The organism is Clostridium sp. AF27-2AA (genome assembly GCF_003478505.1).
GTDB lineage: Bacteria > Bacillota > Clostridia > Lachnospirales > Lachnospiraceae > Brotaphodocola.
In genome coordinates this window covers 3,191-22,003 of record NZ_QUFI01000013.1, presented here as the reverse complement: position 1 = coordinate 22,003, position 18,813 = coordinate 3,191, and the positions used below count along the sequence as shown (strand labels likewise).

Here is an 18,813-nt window from a genome sequence, read left to right as displayed (position 1 = left end):
ACAAATAGGAGTGACATAAGCGTGCTGAAAGATTTCTTCCATAAATTATATGATTTTTTAAAACGGGTCTTAAGCTCCCGTATCTTTGCGCTGGCGCTGGTATTTACCGGCATGTTTTTGATTCTGGCGGTCAAGCTGTTCGATCTGCAGATTGTAAACGGAGAATCCTATCTGGAAGATTATGTCCAGATGATCGAAAAAACAGTGACAACGCCGGGCACCCGCGGCAATATCTATGACCGCAACGGGAATCTTCTGGCCTACAATGAGCTGGCTTACGCAGTGACGGTACAGGATACGGGCGATTATCCAAAAAGTGCCGGCATGAATTCCATGATCCTGAAACTGATCCGGATTTTGAACAAACATGGTTATCAGGCGCAGGGTAAGCTGGAAATTGCGATCAATGACGATGGGGAAATCGTCTATACCTCATCATCGGAGGCTGCAAGAAAACGGTTCCTGCGGGATTTTTATGGACGCAAATCCGTAGATGAGCTGGATGATGACAAGGGAAAATACCCGACAGCAGTGACAGCAAGAGAACTGATCGAAAAGAAAAAAACAGCATACGGGATTGACAAGATGAAAGATGATAAGGGCAATCCCCTGATTCTTTCTGACGCGGAACTGGTGCAGCTTGTCAATATCCGGTATACGATGTCACTTGTCGCATATAAAAAATATGAGGCGATTACCATCTGTGACCGGGTGGATGATGAGACCGTAGCAGATCTGATGGAACATACTGCGGAGCTGAAGGGTGTGGAGGTGGCAGAGACGACTATCCGCCGCTATAATGACGCAGAGTATTTTGCGCCGATCATCGGCTACACCGGTAAGGTACAGGAGGACCAGCTGGAGGAGCTCAAAAAGACAAATCCGGAGTATGAACTCAGCGATATTGTCGGCCGTACCGGCATTGAGGCATCCATGGAACTGGAACTCCAGGGACACAAGGGTTACAAGAATCTGGTGGTCAACAACGTGGGAAATGTCATGAAGGTGATTTCTGAGACCCAGGCATCCACCGGAAACGACATTTACCTGACCATTGACCGCGATCTTCAGATGGGAATCTATCATCTGATTGAACAGCAGCTGGCCGGTATTGTAGCCAAAGCCCTGGTCAACCAGGATGTAGATACCTCTGCCATCACGGACTCATCTAAGATCAGTATTCCGGTCAAGGATGCGTATTACCAGCTCATCAACAATAATGTGCTTTCCCTGAGCCACATGGCTTCGGAGGATGCCACAGATATTGAACGCCAGATCCAGTCTGTTTATACTTCGTCCAGAGAGCAGATTTTAGACCGGCTGCGTTATGAGCTTATGAGCGACCATCCAACCATGATGAAAGACCTGCCGCAGGATATGATGGCTTACATGGCCTACATCTACAACTGGCTTTCTGACAGTACGGTGGGAATTGTCCAGAAAGACCGCATTGACCAGAACAGTGAAAGCTATCTGGCCTGGAAAAATGATGAGATCAGTCTTCGGGATTACATTTATGCCGGTATTTCGGAAAACTGGATCGATACCACGAAGCTGAATGTCACCAGCAAATATTCCAGTGCGGATGATATTTACCAGGTGCTGGTGGACTATACCCTGGATCAGTTAAAAGATGACGCGAAGTTTACCAAACGCATTTACCGCTATCTGATCAACGACCAGGTCATCACCGGACGCCAGCTTTGCCTGGCCCTGTATGCACAGGGAGCGCTCCCATATGACGCAAACGAGGTACAGCTTTTAACAGCCAATGGTGAGGAATACGCATTCCAGTTTATACGGCGCAAAATTCAGAACATCGAACTGACACCGGCGCAGCTGGCACTGGATCCGTGTACGGGCGGCGTGGTCATTACAGATGTCAATACCGGAGAGGTGCGGGCGCTGGTTACCTACCCAAGCTATGACAACAACCGTCTGTCCGGAAGTGCTGATCCGGCATATATGAAACAGCTTCAGGAAGACTTGTCCCTGCCGCTTTACAACAACGCGACCCAGGCCAAGAAAGCGCCGGGTTCCACATTTAAGCCGATCACCGCCATTGCGGGACTGGAAGAGAAGGTCATCGGCCTTTACGAAACCATTGACTGTACCGGTGAATACAAAGAAGTAGATCCGCCGATCAAGTGCTGGATCTATCCGGGACATCATGGACCGCTGACCGTTGTTGGCGGCATCCAGAACTCCTGCAACTACTTTTTTGCGGAGGTAGCGCACCGCCTGGCAACAAACCGTGACACTCTGGTTTACTCCACGGATATGGGTGTGGACACCATCCGCCGTTATGCTTCCATGTTCGGTTTAAACCGTCCCTCCGGCATTGAAATTCCGGAGACGACACCGGAGCTGACCACAGAAGACCCAGAGCGTTCTGCTATGGGACAGGGTACCAACTCTTATTCCAATGTACAGCTTTCCCGTTACGTGGCGGCCATTGCCAACAGTGGAACCGTCTATGACTTGAGCCTGTTGGACAAGATGACGGACTCGGAAGGAAATCTCATCAAAGATTTCACACCGGAAGTAACGGGACATGTGGACATTGCGGATTCTACCTGGGATGCGGTGCATCAGGGTATGCGTGCCGTGGTGACCGATGGTTCCGTTAACAAGATCTTTAAAGATCTGGAGGTGGAAATTGCCGGTAAGACCGGTACGGCACAGGAGTCCAGAACCCGTGGCAACCATGCGTTCTTTATTTCCTATGGCCCGTATACAAATCCGGAAATCTGCGTTACTGTCAATATCCCTTATGGATATTCCTCCTCTAACGCGGCAATGGTGGCAAAAAATGTCTACCGCTTTTACTACGGATATACCGATCTGGATTCCATCCTGGGTAATGGAGCCCTGGAGGTTTCCAATGTCAGGGTCGGAGACTGATAAAAACTAAGGGGAGCGGGTGAAACCATGAAAAACAGGATTGTGATCAAAAGCAGCAAAGCCGGCATGACGGTGATTCTGGATCCGGAGTGCGCCTTTGAAGAGCTGATCGCGGAACTTGCCACAAAATTTAAGGAGTCAGCCCGGTTCTGGGGGAATGCCCAGATGGCGCTGCTTTTACAGGGGCGTACGCTTACGGCCGCCCAGGAAATGCAGATTGTCAACACCATCACGGAAAACTCCGGTATCGAAGTGCTCTGCCTGTTAGATCAGGATTTAGAGCGGGTGGAACGGTGTGAGAAAGCGCTGAACCAGAAGCTGATGGAGTTTTCTGAGCGGACTGGCCAGTTTTACCGGGGAGATCTGCACCGGGGAGAATCCATAGAATCAGAGGCCAGCATCGTCATCATTGGAGACGTGCGTCACGGTGCCCGTGTGGCGGCCAAAGGAAATATCATTGTGCTGGGGGAACTGCGCGGCTCTGTTCACGCGGGCGTCTCCGGGAACAGGGAAGCTGTGGTGGCCGCCATGGAAATGGTGCCTCTTCAAATCCGGATTGCCGATATTTCCTGTCATTATGGTGACAAAGGAAAGAAACTGGGCAAGGGACCCATGATTGCTTCTGTAGAAAATTGTAGTATTTGTACGAAAGTAATAAAAAAATCTTTCTTAAATATGTTAAATTTCAATTAATACTGGAAATATTTAAGAATATAGGGTAAAATAGATTCGGTAGAATTTTTCAGGAGGCGTTTCTATGAGTGAAGTCATGGTAATTACTTCTGGAAAAGGCGGGGTCGGCAAAACCACCACCACCGCAAACATCGGGACAGGCCTGGCACTTTTAGGCTACAGCGTTGTGCTGATCGACACAGACATCGGCCTGCGCAATCTTGATGTTGTGATGGGACTGGAAAACCGCATCATCTACAATCTCGTAGATGTGGTGGAAGGCAACTGCCGCATGAAGCAGGCCCTGATAAGAGACAAAAGATACCCGAACCTTTATTTGCTGCCATCTGCCCAGACCCGGGACAAGTCCTCTGTGAACCCCGGTCAGATGAAAAAGCTGGTAGATGATCTGCGGGAAGAGTTCGATTATATACTACTTGACTGTCCTGCAGGAATTGAGCAGGGCTTCCAGAATGCCATTGCCGGTGCGGACCGGGCCATTGTAGTTACTACTCCGGAGGTATCCGCTATCCGGGATGCCGACCGTATCATCGGTCTTCTGGAGGCGGCACGCATGGAAGACATCCGTCTGATCGTGAACCGGATCCGTATGGATATGGTGCGGCGGGGAGATATGATGTCGGTAGATGACGTGGCAGATATTCTGGCAGTCCCGGTCATTGGCGCAGTTCCCGATGACGAAGACATCGTCATATCCGCCAACCAGGGGGAACCGCTGGCAGATACAAACTCTCTGGCGGGGGAGGCTTATTTCAACATCTGCAGGAGAATTTCCGGGGAATCTGTTCCGCTTATGGATTTGGATCCCCATAAAGGAATTCTGGTCCGCATTTCCGGCTTTTTGAAGAGGGCATAGGAGGTGGAGCGGATGAGAATGCCTGGAAGATCCGCAAAGAATAATTCCGGTGAGATTGCCCGGACCAGACTGAAACTTCTTCTGGTTTCGGACCAGTCGGGAGTAAATCCCGGAATCATCGGAATGATCCGCGATGATCTGGTGCGTGTCCTGTCAAGGTATGCCCAGATCGATGCCGGAGCCATGGAACTTCGGCTGATCCGTCCAGATGAGGGCGGTCAGCAGGCCTTTCTGATCACAGCGGCCTTTCCGGTCCGGCAAATTACGTTAACGAGGAATGAAGAATGTTCTTAGACTATAACTTCAGAAATTACAATTACCGTTTATTCCTTTATGTGCTGCTGCTGAATATTACGGGCGTTCTTATTATCCGGAGCGCCTCCAATCAGGATGCGTCCATGGTCATGAAACAGATCGTGGGCATTCTGGTTGGCCTTACGGCAGTCGTTATCTTATCCCTTGTAGATTACCACAGAGTGGTTTCTTTTGCGCCGGTTATTTATGGTGCCAGCCTGGCTTTTCTTCTGGCTGTGCTGGTATTCGGCGTAAGCAGAGGCGTGGCAAGGCGCTGGCTGGTACTTCCGGTCATCGGACAGATCCAGCCATCCGAGTTTGTAAAGATCGGCCTGATTGTCTTCTTTGCCTGGTATTTTTCCAGATACCAGGAGCGAGTAAACCAGTTTAAGATCCTGTTTTTCGCGGGACTTTTATTTCTGGCTGCGTTCGGCCTGATCTTTTTACAGCCAAACCTGTCCACCAGTCTGGTGACCATGGTAATCTTTCTCTGCATGCTGTTTGCGGCAGGTTTGAGTTACCGATGGATCCTGGGAGCTCTGGCAGTGGTGGTTCCCTGTGGAGCACTGTTTATCTATCTGCTCCAGTACAACATGGTACCGTTCCTGAAAGACTATCAGGTGCGCCGTATCATGGCATTCATTGATCCCGCAAACTATGCGGAAGCCAATCTTCAGCAGAATAACTCCATCATGGCAATCGGCTCCGGCATGCTGCAGGGAAAAGGACTCAATAACAATACTCTGGCATCTGTAAAAAACGGAAACTTCCTGTCCGAGGAACAGACAGACTTTATCTTTGCTGTCATCGGAGAAGAGTTAGGGTTTATCGGATGCATAGCCGTGATCTTTCTGATTGCGCTGACAGTCTATGAGTGTCTCATCATAGCGGCCAGGGCAAAAGATCTGATGGGAAGCCTGCTCTGCGTGGGGCTTGCGTCCCTTCTGGCATTTCAGAGTTTTGCTAATATAGCTGTAGCTACAGGCATCCTGCCAAATACAGGACTTCCGCTTCCATTTATCAGCTATGGAGTAAGTTCACTCCTGAGCGTTTACCTGGGAGTCGGTGTGGTGATGAATGTAGGACTTCAGAGAAAAGTAAGCAACTAATAAAGGAGGGTTCTGTTATGAACATCGGTTTAATCGCACATGATTCCAAAAAGAAGCTGATGCAGAATTTCTGCATTGCATACAGAGGAATTTTAAATAAACATGAGCTGTATGCAACCGGCACTACCGGACGCCTCATTGAAGAGGTGACTAACTTAAACGTACACAAATATCTGGCCGGCCATCTGGGCGGACAGCAGCAGCTGGCATCCCAGATTGAACACAATGACATGGATATGGTCATTTATCTGCGTGATCCGCTTCATCCGAAAAAGCACGAGCCGGACGTAAACGACGTTGTCCGTCTGTGTGATATTTACAATATTCCGTTTGCGACAAACCTGGCTACCGCGGAGCTTCTGATCAAGGCTCTGGACCGCGGCGATCTGGAATGGCGCGAAGCGTATCGTTAGAGGTGCGCGCCTTGAGAAAGATAAGAACAATCACGACAGTCTGTCTGCTAACCGGCCTGGCGCTTTCCGGCTGCGGCAGACAGTCGCAGATTACCTATGAAAGCACTCGCTTGGAAGCCATGGCAGAAGATCTGCAGGAAAATGCCCAGGCAGATTCCTTTGCGAAGGAGCTGTGCGTGGTGACCGGAACAGAAGGAGAGGCGGACGCGTTTGTGACGGCAGAAGCGGCGGCCGTTTTTGGGGTGGACACAAAAGAGGTGATTTTCCAGAAAAATCCTTTTGAGCGCCTTTATCCGGCCAGCATTACCAAGATCATGACGGCCCTCATCGTAATCCGGGATGGTAACTTAAGTGATATGGTAACGGTAGGACCAGAAACGGTCATCACGGAGACGGGTGCATCCCTGGCACATATCAACCCGGGAGATACCCTGACCATGGAACAGCTTCTGTATGGCCTTATGCTTCCTTCCGGAAACGATGCCGGAGCGGCAATTGCGGTTCATATGGCTGGAAGCACCGATGCCTTTGCGGAAAAGATGAACGAGACGGCCCATGCGCTTGGCGCAACCGATACGCATTTTGTCAATCCCCATGGGCTAAGCAATGAAGATCATTATACCACAGCATACGATCTGTATCTGATTTTTAATGAGGCCATGAAGTACCCGGAATTTCAGAAAATTATTGGTACTGTATCCTATCGGGCTGAGTATACAGATGGCACCGGACAGACAAAAATACAGGAATGGAAAAACAGCAACCAGTATTTAAATGGCAAGTCAAAGGCACCGGATGGCATCACCATTCTGGGAGGAAAGACTGGCACCACAAGAGCGGCGGGTTCCTGCCTGATTCTGGGAAGTCAGGATGAAAGCGGCAATGATTATATCTCAGTAGTCCTGAAAGCTGAGAGCAGAGATGTCCTCTACGATAATATGACAAAGATTATTGGTAAAATTGTCAATTAGTGATTGCACATTCCATGTATTTGTACTATAATTACTTTAATAATAAAAGAATTTTTATACAGATTCAATAAACCCAAGGAGGACACGACTATGGTTCAGATCATTGCAGGCAGAAAAGGCAAAGGAAAAACAAAACATCTGTTGGATATGGCAAACAACGGTATCAAGGCAGCTACCGGATCTATCGTTTATCTTGATAAGAGTTCCAAACATATGTATGAACTCAACAACCGGATTCGCCTGATCAACGTAAACGAGTACCCGGTTGCAACCAGCCAGGGATTCATCGGTTTCATCTGCGGTATCATTTCCCAGGATCACGATATCGAGACTATGTTTTTAGACAGCTTTTTGAAGCTTGCAGGTTTAGAGGGAGAAGACATCAGCGAGACCATTACTACCTTAGAGGGTATCAGCGAGAAGTACAATGTAAACTTCGTATTAAGCATTTCCATGGATGCAGCAGAAATGCCGGAGAACGCACAGAAAGATGTAGTGGTTTCTCTGTAATACATAATTCGTATTCTTTACAGCCGGGGCGGCAGGTTCTCCCCGGCTGTTTGTGTGACGGTAACTGTGTGGGCTTTCGCCGGGCACATAATTCCGTGCGCAACAGATACCAGATACTGCCGGGAGGAACAGGGCATTGGCAAAAAAGAAAAAATCAAAGATTATAAGATATCGCCATCCGCTCAATATAAACGTAGGAATGATCATCTTCGCGATCATCTTCGTATATTTGGTTTTCAGCGTTTATACTTACATGAAAAAAGAAAAGGTTCAGTTTTATGAGATTGTGGAGGGTAACATTGTAAACGACCGCCAGTACACTGGCATTATCCTGCGGGATGAGCGGGTGGAGAGCACGGACCGGGCCGGATATATCAACTATTATATCCGGGAAGGAAAACGCGCGGCCATTGGAACCCGGATCTATTCCATAGATGAGACCGGAAACATGGCGGAGCTGATGCAGGAAAATCCGGATGCGAATGTGGGACTGACAGACGCAAACTTAAGTGATGTCAAGCGTCAGCTTTCTTCCTTTTCCATGAGTTACAGCGATCAGAAATTTGAAAATACCTATGATCTGCAGTATTCCCTGGAGGCGACGGTTCTGGAGTATGCGAATTTTAATGCGCTGGGTAATCTGGACAGTATCATGCAGCAGGCAGGCGCTTCTTTTGTGCAGGTGACAGCCCCGGTGTCCGGAGTAGTGTCCTATGCGGTGGACGGGTTTGAAAATCTGACCGCTGATGAGATTACGGAGAGTACCTTTGACCGTTCCGGTTATTCCAAGGCAATTACCAAGGCCGGGCAGCTCATAGAACAGTCGGCACCGGTTTATAAGCTGATCACCTCCGACAACTGGAGTATCGTATTTCCGCTCACGGAGAATGAGGCTGAGGAATACAAAGATCAGACACAGCTTCATGTGACATTCTCCGTCAATGATCTGGATGCCACAGGAGATTTCTCCATCATTAGCGGTGGAGACGGAGGCTCTTACGGAAAACTGGATTTTAGCCAGTATATGGTACAGTTTGCTTCAGACCGCTATGTAACCTTTGAGATAGACACAGAAAAGGCAGATGGACTGAAAATTCCGGTTACCGCAGTGACGGAAAAAGAATTTTATCTGATTCCGCTGGAATATATGGTACAGGGCGGCGACAGCAGTAATACCGGCTTCATGAAGGAAGTATATTCGGAGAGCGGCACTGCGGCAGAGTTTGTACCGGTCACCATTTATTATGCGAATGATGAGTACTATTATATAGAAAAGAATGATGACGCTCCGCTGCAATCCGGAGATTATGTGGTGAAACCGGATTCCCAGGACCGCTATCAGATTGGACAGAGCGCATCCCTGCAGGGCGTTTACAATATTAACAAAGGGTATGCCGTATTTAAGCAGATCGAGATTATCAAGTCCAATGATGAATATTATTCCATCAAAAAGGGCACCAACTACGGACTTTCCGTATACGATCACATTGTGTTGGATGCAGACACCGTATATGAGGGTCAGCTGATCTACCAGTAAACCGGTCCGGTCAGACAGGGTGCCGGCACTATCAGACATTAGGGAGGCAGGATGATGAATACCATAAAAGATCATTTAAATGAAGTGAGAGAGAATATCCGGAAAGCCTGTGAGAAGTCCGGCCGTTCTCCAAAGGAGGTTACGCTTATCGCAGTCAGCAAGACCAAACCGCTGTTCATGCTGGAGGAGGCCTATGAGGCAGGGGCACGTGATTTTGGTGAAAATAAAGTTCAGGAGATCCTGGAAAAGTGCCCGCGGATGCCGGAGGATGCAAGGTTCCATATGATCGGACATCTGCAGCGAAATAAAGTAAAACAGGTTCTGCCCCATGCGGTGCTGATTCATTCCGTGGATTCCCTGCGCCTGGCAGAGCAGATCGATCAGGAAGCGGAAAAGCTTGGAATCACGGCAAAGATCCTTCTGGAAGTCAATGTGGCAAAAGAAGAGAGCAAGTTTGGCATGATGCCGGAAGAGGTACCGGAAATGGTAGAGCAAATTTCGCTGCTTCCGCATCTTCAGATTGAAGGACTCATGACCATTGCTCCTTTCGTAGATGATCCGGAAAAAAATCGTCCGGTTTTTCAAAAATTATATCAATTATCTGTTGACATCAAAAAGAAAAACATCGATAATGTTAACATGAGTGTCCTGTCCATGGGTATGACCGGAGATTATCAGGTGGCCGTGGAAGAGGGCGCGACTATGATTAGAGTCGGCACCGGAATATTTGGTGCCAGATAAGGATTGGAGAGAATATAGGTTATGAGCATTTTGAGCAAACTGATGGATACCATGCGTTTTAGTCCGGATGAGGACGAAGACTACTTTGGTCCGGATGAAGATTATGAGGCAGAAAAGCCAGCCAAAAGAGGACGTTTCCCGGCACGTGAGGAGTCTGAGAACTACGATGACGGGGGCGAGGAAAAGCCAAGATTCTTCTCTCGTTCTTCTAAAGTTGTCCCGCTGAAGCGTAGCATGGAGGTTTCCATGGTAAAGCCTACTTCGATCGAGGACGCAAGAGAAATTTGCGATTATCTGCTGGCCGGTAAGGCAGTAGTTCTGAATATGGAGGGGATTCACACGGAGATTGCGCAGCGTATCATCGACTTTACTTCTGGTGCTACCTACTCCATGAACGGAAACCTCCAGAAGATTTCCAGCTACATCTTTATTGCCACACCGGAAACTGTGGAGCTCTCCGGTGATTTCCAGGAAATGCTCGGGAATGGCGCGCTGGATGTATCCGGACTGAACATCCGCTTATAAAGTACAGATCAGAATAGGTTATATACCTTTTGCGAAGAAGGAACAGGGGTACAGACAATTTTCCGACGGACTGGAAGGAAAGTTGTCTGTATTTCTTTTATCCAGATTTTAAAAATACAAAAAAGGAGTAGAGACATCATGAGTGATCGCATGACAGTACATCGGGATGGAAAACCCATTTATGATATTGTAATGGAAGAAAATTATGACAGACTGGGACAGGAAGTGGCTTCTCTTTCCGTGCGGGAGCGGAGACTTTGTGTGGTGACGGACAGCACAGTTGCAGAGCTTTACAGTGATATAGTGATCCGTCAGCTGGAGCCGCTCTGCAAAGAGGTGAATCTTTTTGTGTTCCCGGCGGGAGAAGAAAATAAAAACCTGGACACCGTCCGGAATTTGTACGAATTCCTGATTCAGAACCATTATGACCGGAATGATATGCTGGTTGCTCTGGGTGGCGGTGTGGTCGGAGATCTCTGTGGATTTACCGCGGCAACCTACCTGCGCGGCATTCGTTTTATTCAGGTACCTACCACTCTGCTTTCCCAGGTGGATTCCAGCATTGGCGGTAAGACCGGCGTAGATTTTGATGCCTATAAGAACATGGTTGGCGCTTTCCATATGCCGCAGCTGGTTTACACGGCTGCCACCAGTTTGCTGACTCTGACAGAGGAACAGTTTGCCTGTGGTATGGGCGAAGTGATCAAGCATGGCCTGATCATGGACGCGGACTATTATGAATGGCTGCAGGCTCATCGGAAGGAGATTCTTGCGCGGGACCTTTCTGCCTGTGAACAGATGATTCTGATCAGCTGCCGCGTCAAGCGGGATGTGGTAGAACAGGATCCAACCGAACAGGGAATCCGCGGTATCTTAAACTTTGGACATACGCTGGGTCATGCCATTGAGAAGCTGATGCATTTTCAGCTGCTTCACGGTCAGTGCGTGGCCCTTGGCTGTGTAGCCGCGGCAGGACTTTCCGCAAAGCGCGGGGAGATTACCATGGAGGAGGCGCTGCATATCCGGGAAGTATTTGCAGATTTCGGCCTTCCAACTGCCATTGCGGATTTTGGACTTTCCAGAGAAGAGATCATTGCCGCCACAAAGAATGACAAGAAGATGGATTCCGGCAGAATCAAATTTATTCTGCTCCACCGTGTGGGAGAAGCGTTTATTGACCGTACGGTAACGGATGAGGAAATGAATACATGCCTGGACTGGCTGATGGGAGGCTCTGATGAAGACGAGAGGATTTAATCTGCTTTCCTGGGCGGCTCTAAGCCTGGCACTGGTGCTTTTTGACCAGTATACAAAACTTCTTGCGGTTGCGCATTTAAAGGGGAAGACTCCCTTTGTGATTCTGGATGGTGTGTTTGAACTGCTGTACTCGGAAAATCGTGGCGCGGCTTTTGGCATGCTGCAGGGGAAACAGGGCTTTTTCTTTGTAATCGGAACGGTGGTGGTAGCTGCAGCCATTTATGTGATGTGGCGCATGCCTGGCTGGAGCAGCCTGCGTTATCTGGGCCTGCGCATGTGCACCATTCTGATTACCGCAGGTGCGCTGGGCAATATGGTGGACCGTACCACTCAGGGCTATGTGGTGGATTTCCTTTACTTTAAGCTGATTGATTTTCCAATCTTTAATGTGGCTGATATTTATGTGACTACGGCCACAGCGGCTCTGCTTCTGCTCCTCTGCTTTTTCTATAAGGAAGAAGATCTCGCGATTTTTGAATGGAAGAAGGGGGACCGCCGGTGATTTACGAATTGACTGCGGAGTCTGCTGCAGGGCAGCGAATTGATAAATACTTAAGTGAACAGCTGGCAGATCTTTCCCGTTCTTATCTTCAGAAGCTGTTAAAGGACGGCGGTGTAGAGGTAAATGGGAAAACAGTAAAGAGCAATTACAAACTGGCAGACAAAGATCAGATCTGCCTGGAGGTACCGGAGGCAGTAGAACCGGAGATTGCGGCAGAACCCATGGATCTGGATATTCTCTATGAGGATAAAGACATCATCCTCATCAACAAGCCGAAGGGCATGGTGGTGCACCCGGCTGCCGGTCACTATACAGGAACCCTTGTGAATGGCCTGATGTACCACTGCAAAGATGAACTTTCCGGCATCAATGGCGTCATGCGCCCGGGCATTGTGCACCGCATTGACATGGATACCACCGGGGTCCTGATCGTATGCAAGAATGACAAAGCTCACAATGCCATTGCGGAACAGTTGAAAGTGCATTCCATCACACGCAAGTATTACGCGATTGTTCATGGTGTCATCAAAGAGGATGATGGTACCGTAAATGCGCCCATTGGACGCCATCCGGTGGACCGCAAAAAAATGAGCATCAATGAGAAAAACGGAAAGGAAGCAGTGACGCATTATCATGTGCTGAAGCGGTTTCGGCGTTTTACTTATGTGGAATGTCAGCTGGAAACCGGACGGACGCATCAGATCCGCGTGCATATGGCAAGTATCGGTCATCCGCTTCTTGGAGATCAGGTTTATGGACCGGCAAAGGTACCGTTTTCCGGCCTTCAGGGTCAGACCCTCCATGCGGGGGTGCTGGGGATTATTCATCCTGCTACGGGAGAGTACATGGAGTTTCGCGCACCGCTTCCGGAGTATTTTGAAAAGCTGCTGCGAAAGCTGGAACAGGATTAAGGCCGGAGTATATGGATTTTGCAAAAATTATCTGAAAATAAACAAAATGCACCACTGTGTTCCTATACATTTGAAAAGTTTTGTGCTATAATCTAATTAATAAAAGAATTACATCATGTGTATGCTGAAAGGAGAAGATAGTATGAGAGGAAATCTTGTTATTACAATCGGACGTCAGTGCGGAAGCGGCGGTAAGATGATCGGTCAGAAGATCGCAGAAAAACTGGGCGTGAAGTGCTACGATAAAGAACTTCTTACCAGAGCAGCCAAGGAAAGCGGATTATGCGAAGAATTGTTTGAGACCCATGATGAAAAGCCTACCAGCAGTTTTTTATACTCCCTGGTTATGGACACCTATTCTCTTGGATATACCACATCGGCTTATATGGATATGCCGATCAATCATAAGATTTTCCTGGCACAGTTTGATACGATCAAGAAACTGGCCAATGAGGAATCCTGTGTGATTGTAGGCCGCTGCGCGGATTATGCGCTGGCAGATTATCCGAATACGGTTTCCGTGTTTGTTACCGGAAATGATGAGGATAAATTAAAGAGCATCAAGAATCTTTACAATGTCGATGATGCCAAGGCCAAAGATATCATGGTAAAAACCGATAAGAAACGTTCCAGCTACTACAATTATTATTCCAGTAAGAAGTGGGGCGATTCCAGAAGCTACGACATGTGCATCAACAGTTCTGTACTGGGACCGGATGGCACCGCCGATATGATTATTGCCTTTGCCAAAGCAAAAGAAGCGCAGAACAAAGAAAAAGTGTAATATTTGTTAAAAAAATTAATACTTTTTTCACATCTATTGCTTAAAATATCAGACAAGGTATGATATACTGAACAATGGCATAAATGGTTGCTGGTTGCGCAACGTGTGAACAGTAACCTATCAATGAGGAGAATACCATGTCTGAAGAAAAGAAAGACTATACCCAGATTTTAAAGAGAGCCAGAAGGCGCAGAAAACGAGCACGGTATCTGCATTATGCGGGAATCGGAACGGTTCTGCTCCTTCTGGTTTTGTGCGTTTTTTTTGTGTGGGAAAAAGGTGGATTTCCGGCCCTGTCCGGAAACTCTGGAAGCGTAGAGATTGCAACCGGTTCCAATGCGGAGACAGGAAATCCGGATTCAGAGGAAAATGCGGAAGCTGCGGCTCTCTCCGCCGATGCCGAAGCGCAGGATGTTCATGTGGAGGAGGCAGAAAAACAGGCTGTGGTGGATTCCTATCAGAATCTTGGTCTGGTGCAGGTTTCCGGTTACTTAAATGTCCGGGAGACGCCGGGCTCCGACGGAAAGATCATCGGAAAGCTGGAGCAGAACAGTGCATGCGAGATTCTGGGAACAGAAGGAGACTGGGATCACATTTCTTCTGGCGGTATTGAGGGATATATCCATAATCAGTATGTGATCAGCGGAGATGAGGCCCGCAAAAAAGCCCTGGATTATGTCACAAAGATGGCCATTGTTGAGACAGAAAAGCTGAATATCCGCCAGGATCCGGTTCTGGATCCGACGAATGTGGTAGGACAGGCACTGGCCAATGAGCGTTATGTGGTAGAGGAAGAACTGGAGGGCTGGGTGAAGATTCCGGACGGCTATATTTCCGCCGATTATGTTACGGTGGGACTGGCCTTAAATGAAGCCCGGAAGCTGGACTTAAAGGCTATGGCTTTAAACCAGTATGATAACCTGCTGATCTCTAAGGTAGATAACTACTTAAATATTCGCAAGGAGCCAAGTACAGATTCTTCCGCAAACATCATCGGCAAGTTGCCGAGTAAGGCGGCCGGAGAGATTCTGGAGACACTGGATGGCTGGTACAAGATCAAATCCGGTTCCATTACGGGTTATGTGACAGCAGATCCCCAGTATGTGGCAGTGGGACAGGAAGCGAAAGACCTTGCGGTGAATGCTGCTTCCCTGATGGCAATTGTAACCACGGATCGTTTAAATGTCCGGGCGGAGCCGAACACGGATGCCAAGATCTGGACCCAGATTTCCAAAGAAGAACGCTACTCTGTTGTTTCCCAGCTGGATGGCTGGGTTGAGATTGAGCTGGATACCGGTGACGGGGACAGCGGGGAGAATGCAGATAATGCCTATATTTCCACTCGCGACAACAACGTGGAAGTGCGTTATGCCTTAAATGAAGCAATCAAATTCTCGCCGTTGGAAGAAAAGTCGAATCAGGCGGCTTCCCTGCGCAGTCAGGTGGTCAATTACGCGCTGCAGTTCGTGGGCGGCCGTTATGTCTGGGGCGGCAATGATCCGCATACTGGTGCGGACTGTTCCGGTTTTGTGAAATATGTTCTGAGCCATGTGGCAGGTGTCGGTCTTCCGAGAACCTCCAGGGAACAGGCGAAGACTGGCCGGTCAGTCAAATCCAGTGAGATGCGCCCGGGTGACCTCATTTTTTATACCAACAGCAAGGGCACGGTCAATCACGTGGCCATGTACATTGGCAATGGCCAGATCGTCCATGCGGCGAGCCGGAGAAGCGGAATCAAGATCTCTACCTGGAATTACCGTACTCCAAAGACCATCCGGTCCTTCCTGGACTGATGGTTTCTCTGAGAACAGAATAAACGAAAATGGATTTCCCACTTGATCTTCAGTGATCGGTGGGAAATCCTTTTTGTATGATGGGATTGTGTCATTTTTCGCTTGCTGCGTCAGAAAATACGGTTCCATGTAGGAATGGCTTTTCTACTTCAGTCAGAATGTGGATGAAATCCCTCATATATTTTGTAAGATACAGGTCTTTCCGGTGACAGAGGTAGAAGCTTCTCTGATTTTCAATACCCGTGATTGGGTAAACCGCGCAGTACGGATACAGTTCCGGAGACATCTCCACATAGTTGATCGGGCAGATCATGACGGCATCGCAGGAAATAGCAGTGCGCTTGCCGACCTCAATGCTGGAAGTCTGCAGCAGAATATCCGGCTGGATATCGTAGGTGGCAAAAAGCTGTTTCTGTACAGTATTCACGTTGTGGCCAGGGCGGCTGGAGATGAACTTCTCATTTTTAGCCTCACTAATTTCAATCGGGGTTCCGGATGGAATCCGCCTGGCCAGATCGGTGTTGCGGCTGGTTAAAAGAACCAGATCTTCATCCTCAATGAGAATGTAATTGAGTTCCTCCTGCTTAGGGTAGGTGGTCAGACAGGCCAGATCAATGGATCCCTCTAACAGCATGGACTCCGTGATGGCGGAACCGTGCTCCTGTAAGTCAATGTCAACGTAAGGATACTGTTTCATAAAACGGGGCAGCACATACGGAAGTACCTGCATGGCACGCTGAACCGGAATTCCCAGTTTTAAGCAGCCGTGGTCCTCATGGTTAATTTCATCAATCTCTTTTTGCAGATTGTTATTGATAGTCAGGATTTGTTTTGCAGCCTCAATATATTTTTCGCCAGCGTAAGTCAGGGTGATGGGGTCAGTAGAACGGTTGAAAATGGCGGTGCCGAGATTGGTTTCTACCAGCTTGATCATCTGGCTTAAGGAGGGCTGGGAAATATATAGTTTCTTTGCAGCTGGTGTGATGCTTCCTTCCTGCATGACGGTCAGCATATATTGTGCATGTTTAATATTCATGAAACACCTCTTTTATAATGAAAATATTATAAAACCCATAACAAAAAAACTAGTTGTGTACGAACTAGGGTTATGATACCATAAAAATAGTGAATATTCAACGAGAAATCATAGAAAAGAAAATCATGTTTCGGTTGAACTGCACAATGAAAGGAGAAACGCGTATGGAAAATGCGGTGGGACGGGAAATACCAGATGAGATTTTACAGCGTTACGGAAAGGAAGGATATAAAGGGGCATATGCCCGGGATGGCGTACGATATCGCAAAACAGCCCCCAGGGTGAAGGGATATGTGGACCCAAAACAGAGCAAGCTGGTGCCTTCCATCCGGGAAGCATTATTAAAATGCGGTATCCGGGACGGCATGGTGCTGTCATTTCATCATCATTTTCGTGACGGTGATTATGTAGTCAATATGGTCATGAAGGAGGTAGCGGCCCTTGGCATAAAAGATATCACCATCTGTGCCAGCTCCCTTGGAGCGGCCCATGATCCGGTGGCAGATCTGATTGAGGAGGGTGTGGTGACCGGCATTCAGTCTTCCGGCGTGCGCGGCCGCATTGGAGAGGCAATTTCCCACGGAAAATTGAAAAATCCGGCCATTATCCGTTCTCATGGCGGAAGAGTGAGGGCCATTGAGGAGGGAGATGTTCACATCGATATCGCCTTTATCGGTGCGCCAACTTCCGATGAGTATGGTAACGCAAGAGCGGTCGGCGGCAAGAGTGATTGCGGAGTTCTTTCGTATTCTATGGTGGATGCAAAATATGCAGACAATGTAGTCGTCATCACAGACTGCCTGGTTCCCGCACCAAACTATCCGCCGAGCATTTCCATGGTAGATGTAGACTATGTCTGCGTGGTGGATGAGATTGGCAATCCGGGCAAGATTGTCAGCAACGTAGTCCGCATGACGAAAGATGTCCGGGAACTGATGATGGCGCGGTACTGTACTCAGATCATTGCAAAATCTCCGTATTTTAAGGATGGCTTTTCCTTCCAGACCGGTGGCGGCGGCGCTTCCCTGGCGGTCAATACCATGCTGCGCCCGATCATGATGGAAAAAGGCATTCACATGGGATTTGCTATCGGCGGCATTACGAAGCCAATCTGTGATTTGCTGGAAGAAGGCCTGGTGCGAAACATTGTAGACGCCCAGGATTTTGATCTTGGTGCCATCGAGTCCATCAAAAAGAATCCGAATCATTACGAGATTTCCACCTCTGAGTACGCGAACCCCATGAATAAGGGTGCGTTTGTCAATCAACTGGATTTTGTGATTCTCGGTGCGCTGGAAGTAGATGTGGACTTTAACGTGAATGTTGTGACCGGTTCTGATGGCATTGTGAGAGGAGCGCCAGGTGGACACCCGGATACCGCAGCAGGTTCGAATTGTTCGATTATTGTGGCTCCGCTGGTACGAAACCGTATCCCGACCATCTGCGACAGGGTTGTAACTGTAGTTACGCCGGGCGAGACAGTGGATGTGGTGGTGACCGACTATGGAATTGCCATCAATCCGCGCCGCCAGGATCTGATCGAGGTTTACAGGGATTCTGGCCTGCCAATTAAGACGATTGAGGAACTTCGTGATATGGCCTGTTCTATTGTGGGCACGCCGGAGGAAATCCAGTTTGAGGATCAGGTGGTTGGCATCATTGAGAGCCGGGACGGTACCATTATGGATGTGGTGCGTAAGAGCAAACCATATACCTTTGATGAGTAAAAGTTACCCACAGGAAAAATACAACACATGTATAGGATAAAAACTATCAAATACTGGAAACACATAAGAAAAAACCTATGTACATTATAAGAATTTAAGTATTTGAATCGTACGTCCACCAGTGATAAACTGAGGACGATGCAAATAGCAGGGGCTGCGCGTTGATTGCATCCCCTGTTTTTTTAATAAGAGGAGGAGAAAAATGGAAGTTAAGAAAGCTGCCATGGCAGGAACCCTGGAATCCAGCGAT

The 18,813-nt window shown here is 48.3% G+C and carries 18 protein-coding genes; 17 read left to right on the top strand and 1 reads right to left on the bottom strand.

Going from position 1 to position 18,813, the window contains the following annotated elements:
* Positions 1-21: 21 nt before the first annotated feature.
* The 16 genes from DWY84_RS08970 to DWY84_RS08895 all read left to right on the top strand — a co-directional run bounded on the left by DWY84_RS08970 (position 22) and on the right by DWY84_RS08895 (position 15,800).
* A complete protein-coding gene (locus DWY84_RS08970) occupies positions 22-2,904 on the top strand; it encodes a penicillin-binding transpeptidase domain-containing protein (RefSeq protein WP_243024807.1) in 2,883 nt (960 codons plus the stop codon).
* A gap of 27 nt (positions 2,905-2,931) precedes the next feature.
* Positions 2,932-3,597, top strand: coding sequence for a septum site-determining protein MinC (locus DWY84_RS08965; RefSeq protein ID WP_118532520.1), 666 nt, complete (start codon positions 2,932-2,934; stop codon positions 3,595-3,597).
* Between the two features lie 64 nt (positions 3,598-3,661).
* Positions 3,662-4,453, top strand: coding sequence for a septum site-determining protein MinD (gene minD, locus DWY84_RS08960; RefSeq protein ID WP_118532518.1), 792 nt, complete (start codon positions 3,662-3,664; stop codon positions 4,451-4,453).
* Positions 4,454-4,465: 12 nt separating this feature from the next.
* On the top strand, positions 4,466-4,747 hold the full coding sequence (locus DWY84_RS08955) for a cell division topological specificity factor MinE (RefSeq protein WP_118532516.1): 282 nt from the start codon (positions 4,466-4,468) through the stop codon (positions 4,745-4,747).
* A complete protein-coding gene (locus tag DWY84_RS08950; RefSeq protein ID WP_118532514.1) occupies positions 4,738-5,856 on the top strand; it encodes an FtsW/RodA/SpoVE family cell cycle protein in 1,119 nt (372 codons plus the stop codon). The genes DWY84_RS08955 and DWY84_RS08950 overlap by 10 nt, the downstream gene beginning before the upstream one ends.
* 17 nt (positions 5,857-5,873) lie before the next feature.
* Positions 5,874-6,269, top strand: coding sequence for a methylglyoxal synthase (gene mgsA, locus DWY84_RS08945; protein ID WP_118532512.1), 396 nt, complete (start codon positions 5,874-5,876; stop codon positions 6,267-6,269).
* Between the two features lie 11 nt (positions 6,270-6,280).
* Positions 6,281-7,240 carry a D-alanyl-D-alanine carboxypeptidase family protein gene (locus tag DWY84_RS08940; RefSeq protein WP_118532510.1) on the top strand — a complete coding sequence of 320 codons (960 nt, stop codon included), beginning with the start codon at positions 6,281-6,283 and terminating at the stop codon, positions 7,238-7,240.
* Between the two features lie 90 nt (positions 7,241-7,330).
* On the top strand, positions 7,331-7,750 hold the full coding sequence (locus DWY84_RS08935) for a twitching motility protein PilT (protein WP_118532508.1): 420 nt from the start codon (positions 7,331-7,333) through the stop codon (positions 7,748-7,750).
* Positions 7,751-7,886: 136 nt separating this feature from the next.
* Positions 7,887-9,287, top strand: coding sequence for an HlyD family efflux transporter periplasmic adaptor subunit (locus DWY84_RS08930; RefSeq protein WP_118532506.1), 1,401 nt, complete (start codon positions 7,887-7,889; stop codon positions 9,285-9,287).
* A 54-nt stretch (positions 9,288-9,341) separates the two neighbouring features.
* Complete coding sequence (locus tag DWY84_RS08925) at positions 9,342-10,028, top strand: YggS family pyridoxal phosphate-dependent enzyme (RefSeq protein ID WP_347560782.1); 687 nt, start codon at positions 9,342-9,344, stop codon at positions 10,026-10,028.
* A gap of 21 nt (positions 10,029-10,049) precedes the next feature.
* Complete coding sequence (gene sepF, locus DWY84_RS08920; protein WP_118532502.1) at positions 10,050-10,553, top strand: cell division protein SepF; 504 nt, start codon at positions 10,050-10,052, stop codon at positions 10,551-10,553.
* A gap of 138 nt (positions 10,554-10,691) precedes the next feature.
* Positions 10,692-11,810 carry a 3-dehydroquinate synthase gene (aroB, locus tag DWY84_RS08915; RefSeq protein ID WP_118532500.1) on the top strand — a complete coding sequence of 373 codons (1,119 nt, stop codon included), beginning with the start codon at positions 10,692-10,694 and terminating at the stop codon, positions 11,808-11,810.
* Entirely contained in the window at positions 11,791-12,312 is a 522-nt protein-coding gene (gene lspA, locus DWY84_RS08910; RefSeq protein WP_118532498.1) for a signal peptidase II, read from the top strand. The genes aroB and lspA overlap by 20 nt, the downstream gene beginning before the upstream one ends.
* Complete coding sequence (locus DWY84_RS08905) at positions 12,309-13,223, top strand: RluA family pseudouridine synthase (protein ID WP_243024806.1); 915 nt, start codon at positions 12,309-12,311, stop codon at positions 13,221-13,223. Before lspA ends, DWY84_RS08905 begins: the two co-directional genes overlap by 4 nt.
* Before the next feature lie 121 nt (positions 13,224-13,344).
* Positions 13,345-14,007 carry a cytidylate kinase-like family protein gene (locus tag DWY84_RS08900; RefSeq protein ID WP_178716834.1) on the top strand — a complete coding sequence of 221 codons (663 nt, stop codon included), beginning with the start codon at positions 13,345-13,347 and terminating at the stop codon, positions 14,005-14,007.
* 137 nt (positions 14,008-14,144) lie between these two features.
* Entirely contained in the window at positions 14,145-15,800 is a 1,656-nt protein-coding gene (locus DWY84_RS08895; protein WP_118532492.1) for a C40 family peptidase, read from the top strand.
* A 91-nt stretch (positions 15,801-15,891) separates the two neighbouring features.
* Here the strand turns inward: DWY84_RS08895 and DWY84_RS08890 are convergent, their stop codons facing one another.
* On the bottom strand, positions 15,892-16,836 hold the full coding sequence (locus tag DWY84_RS08890) for a LysR family transcriptional regulator (RefSeq protein WP_118532490.1): 945 nt from the start codon (positions 16,834-16,836) through the stop codon (positions 15,892-15,894).
* A gap of 164 nt (positions 16,837-17,000) precedes the next feature.
* On the opposite strand from DWY84_RS08890, the gene citF reads away from it, so the two are divergent.
* Positions 17,001-18,563, top strand: coding sequence for a citrate lyase subunit alpha (gene citF, locus DWY84_RS08885; protein ID WP_118532488.1), 1,563 nt, complete (start codon positions 17,001-17,003; stop codon positions 18,561-18,563).
* Positions 18,564-18,813: the final 250 nt, after the last annotated feature.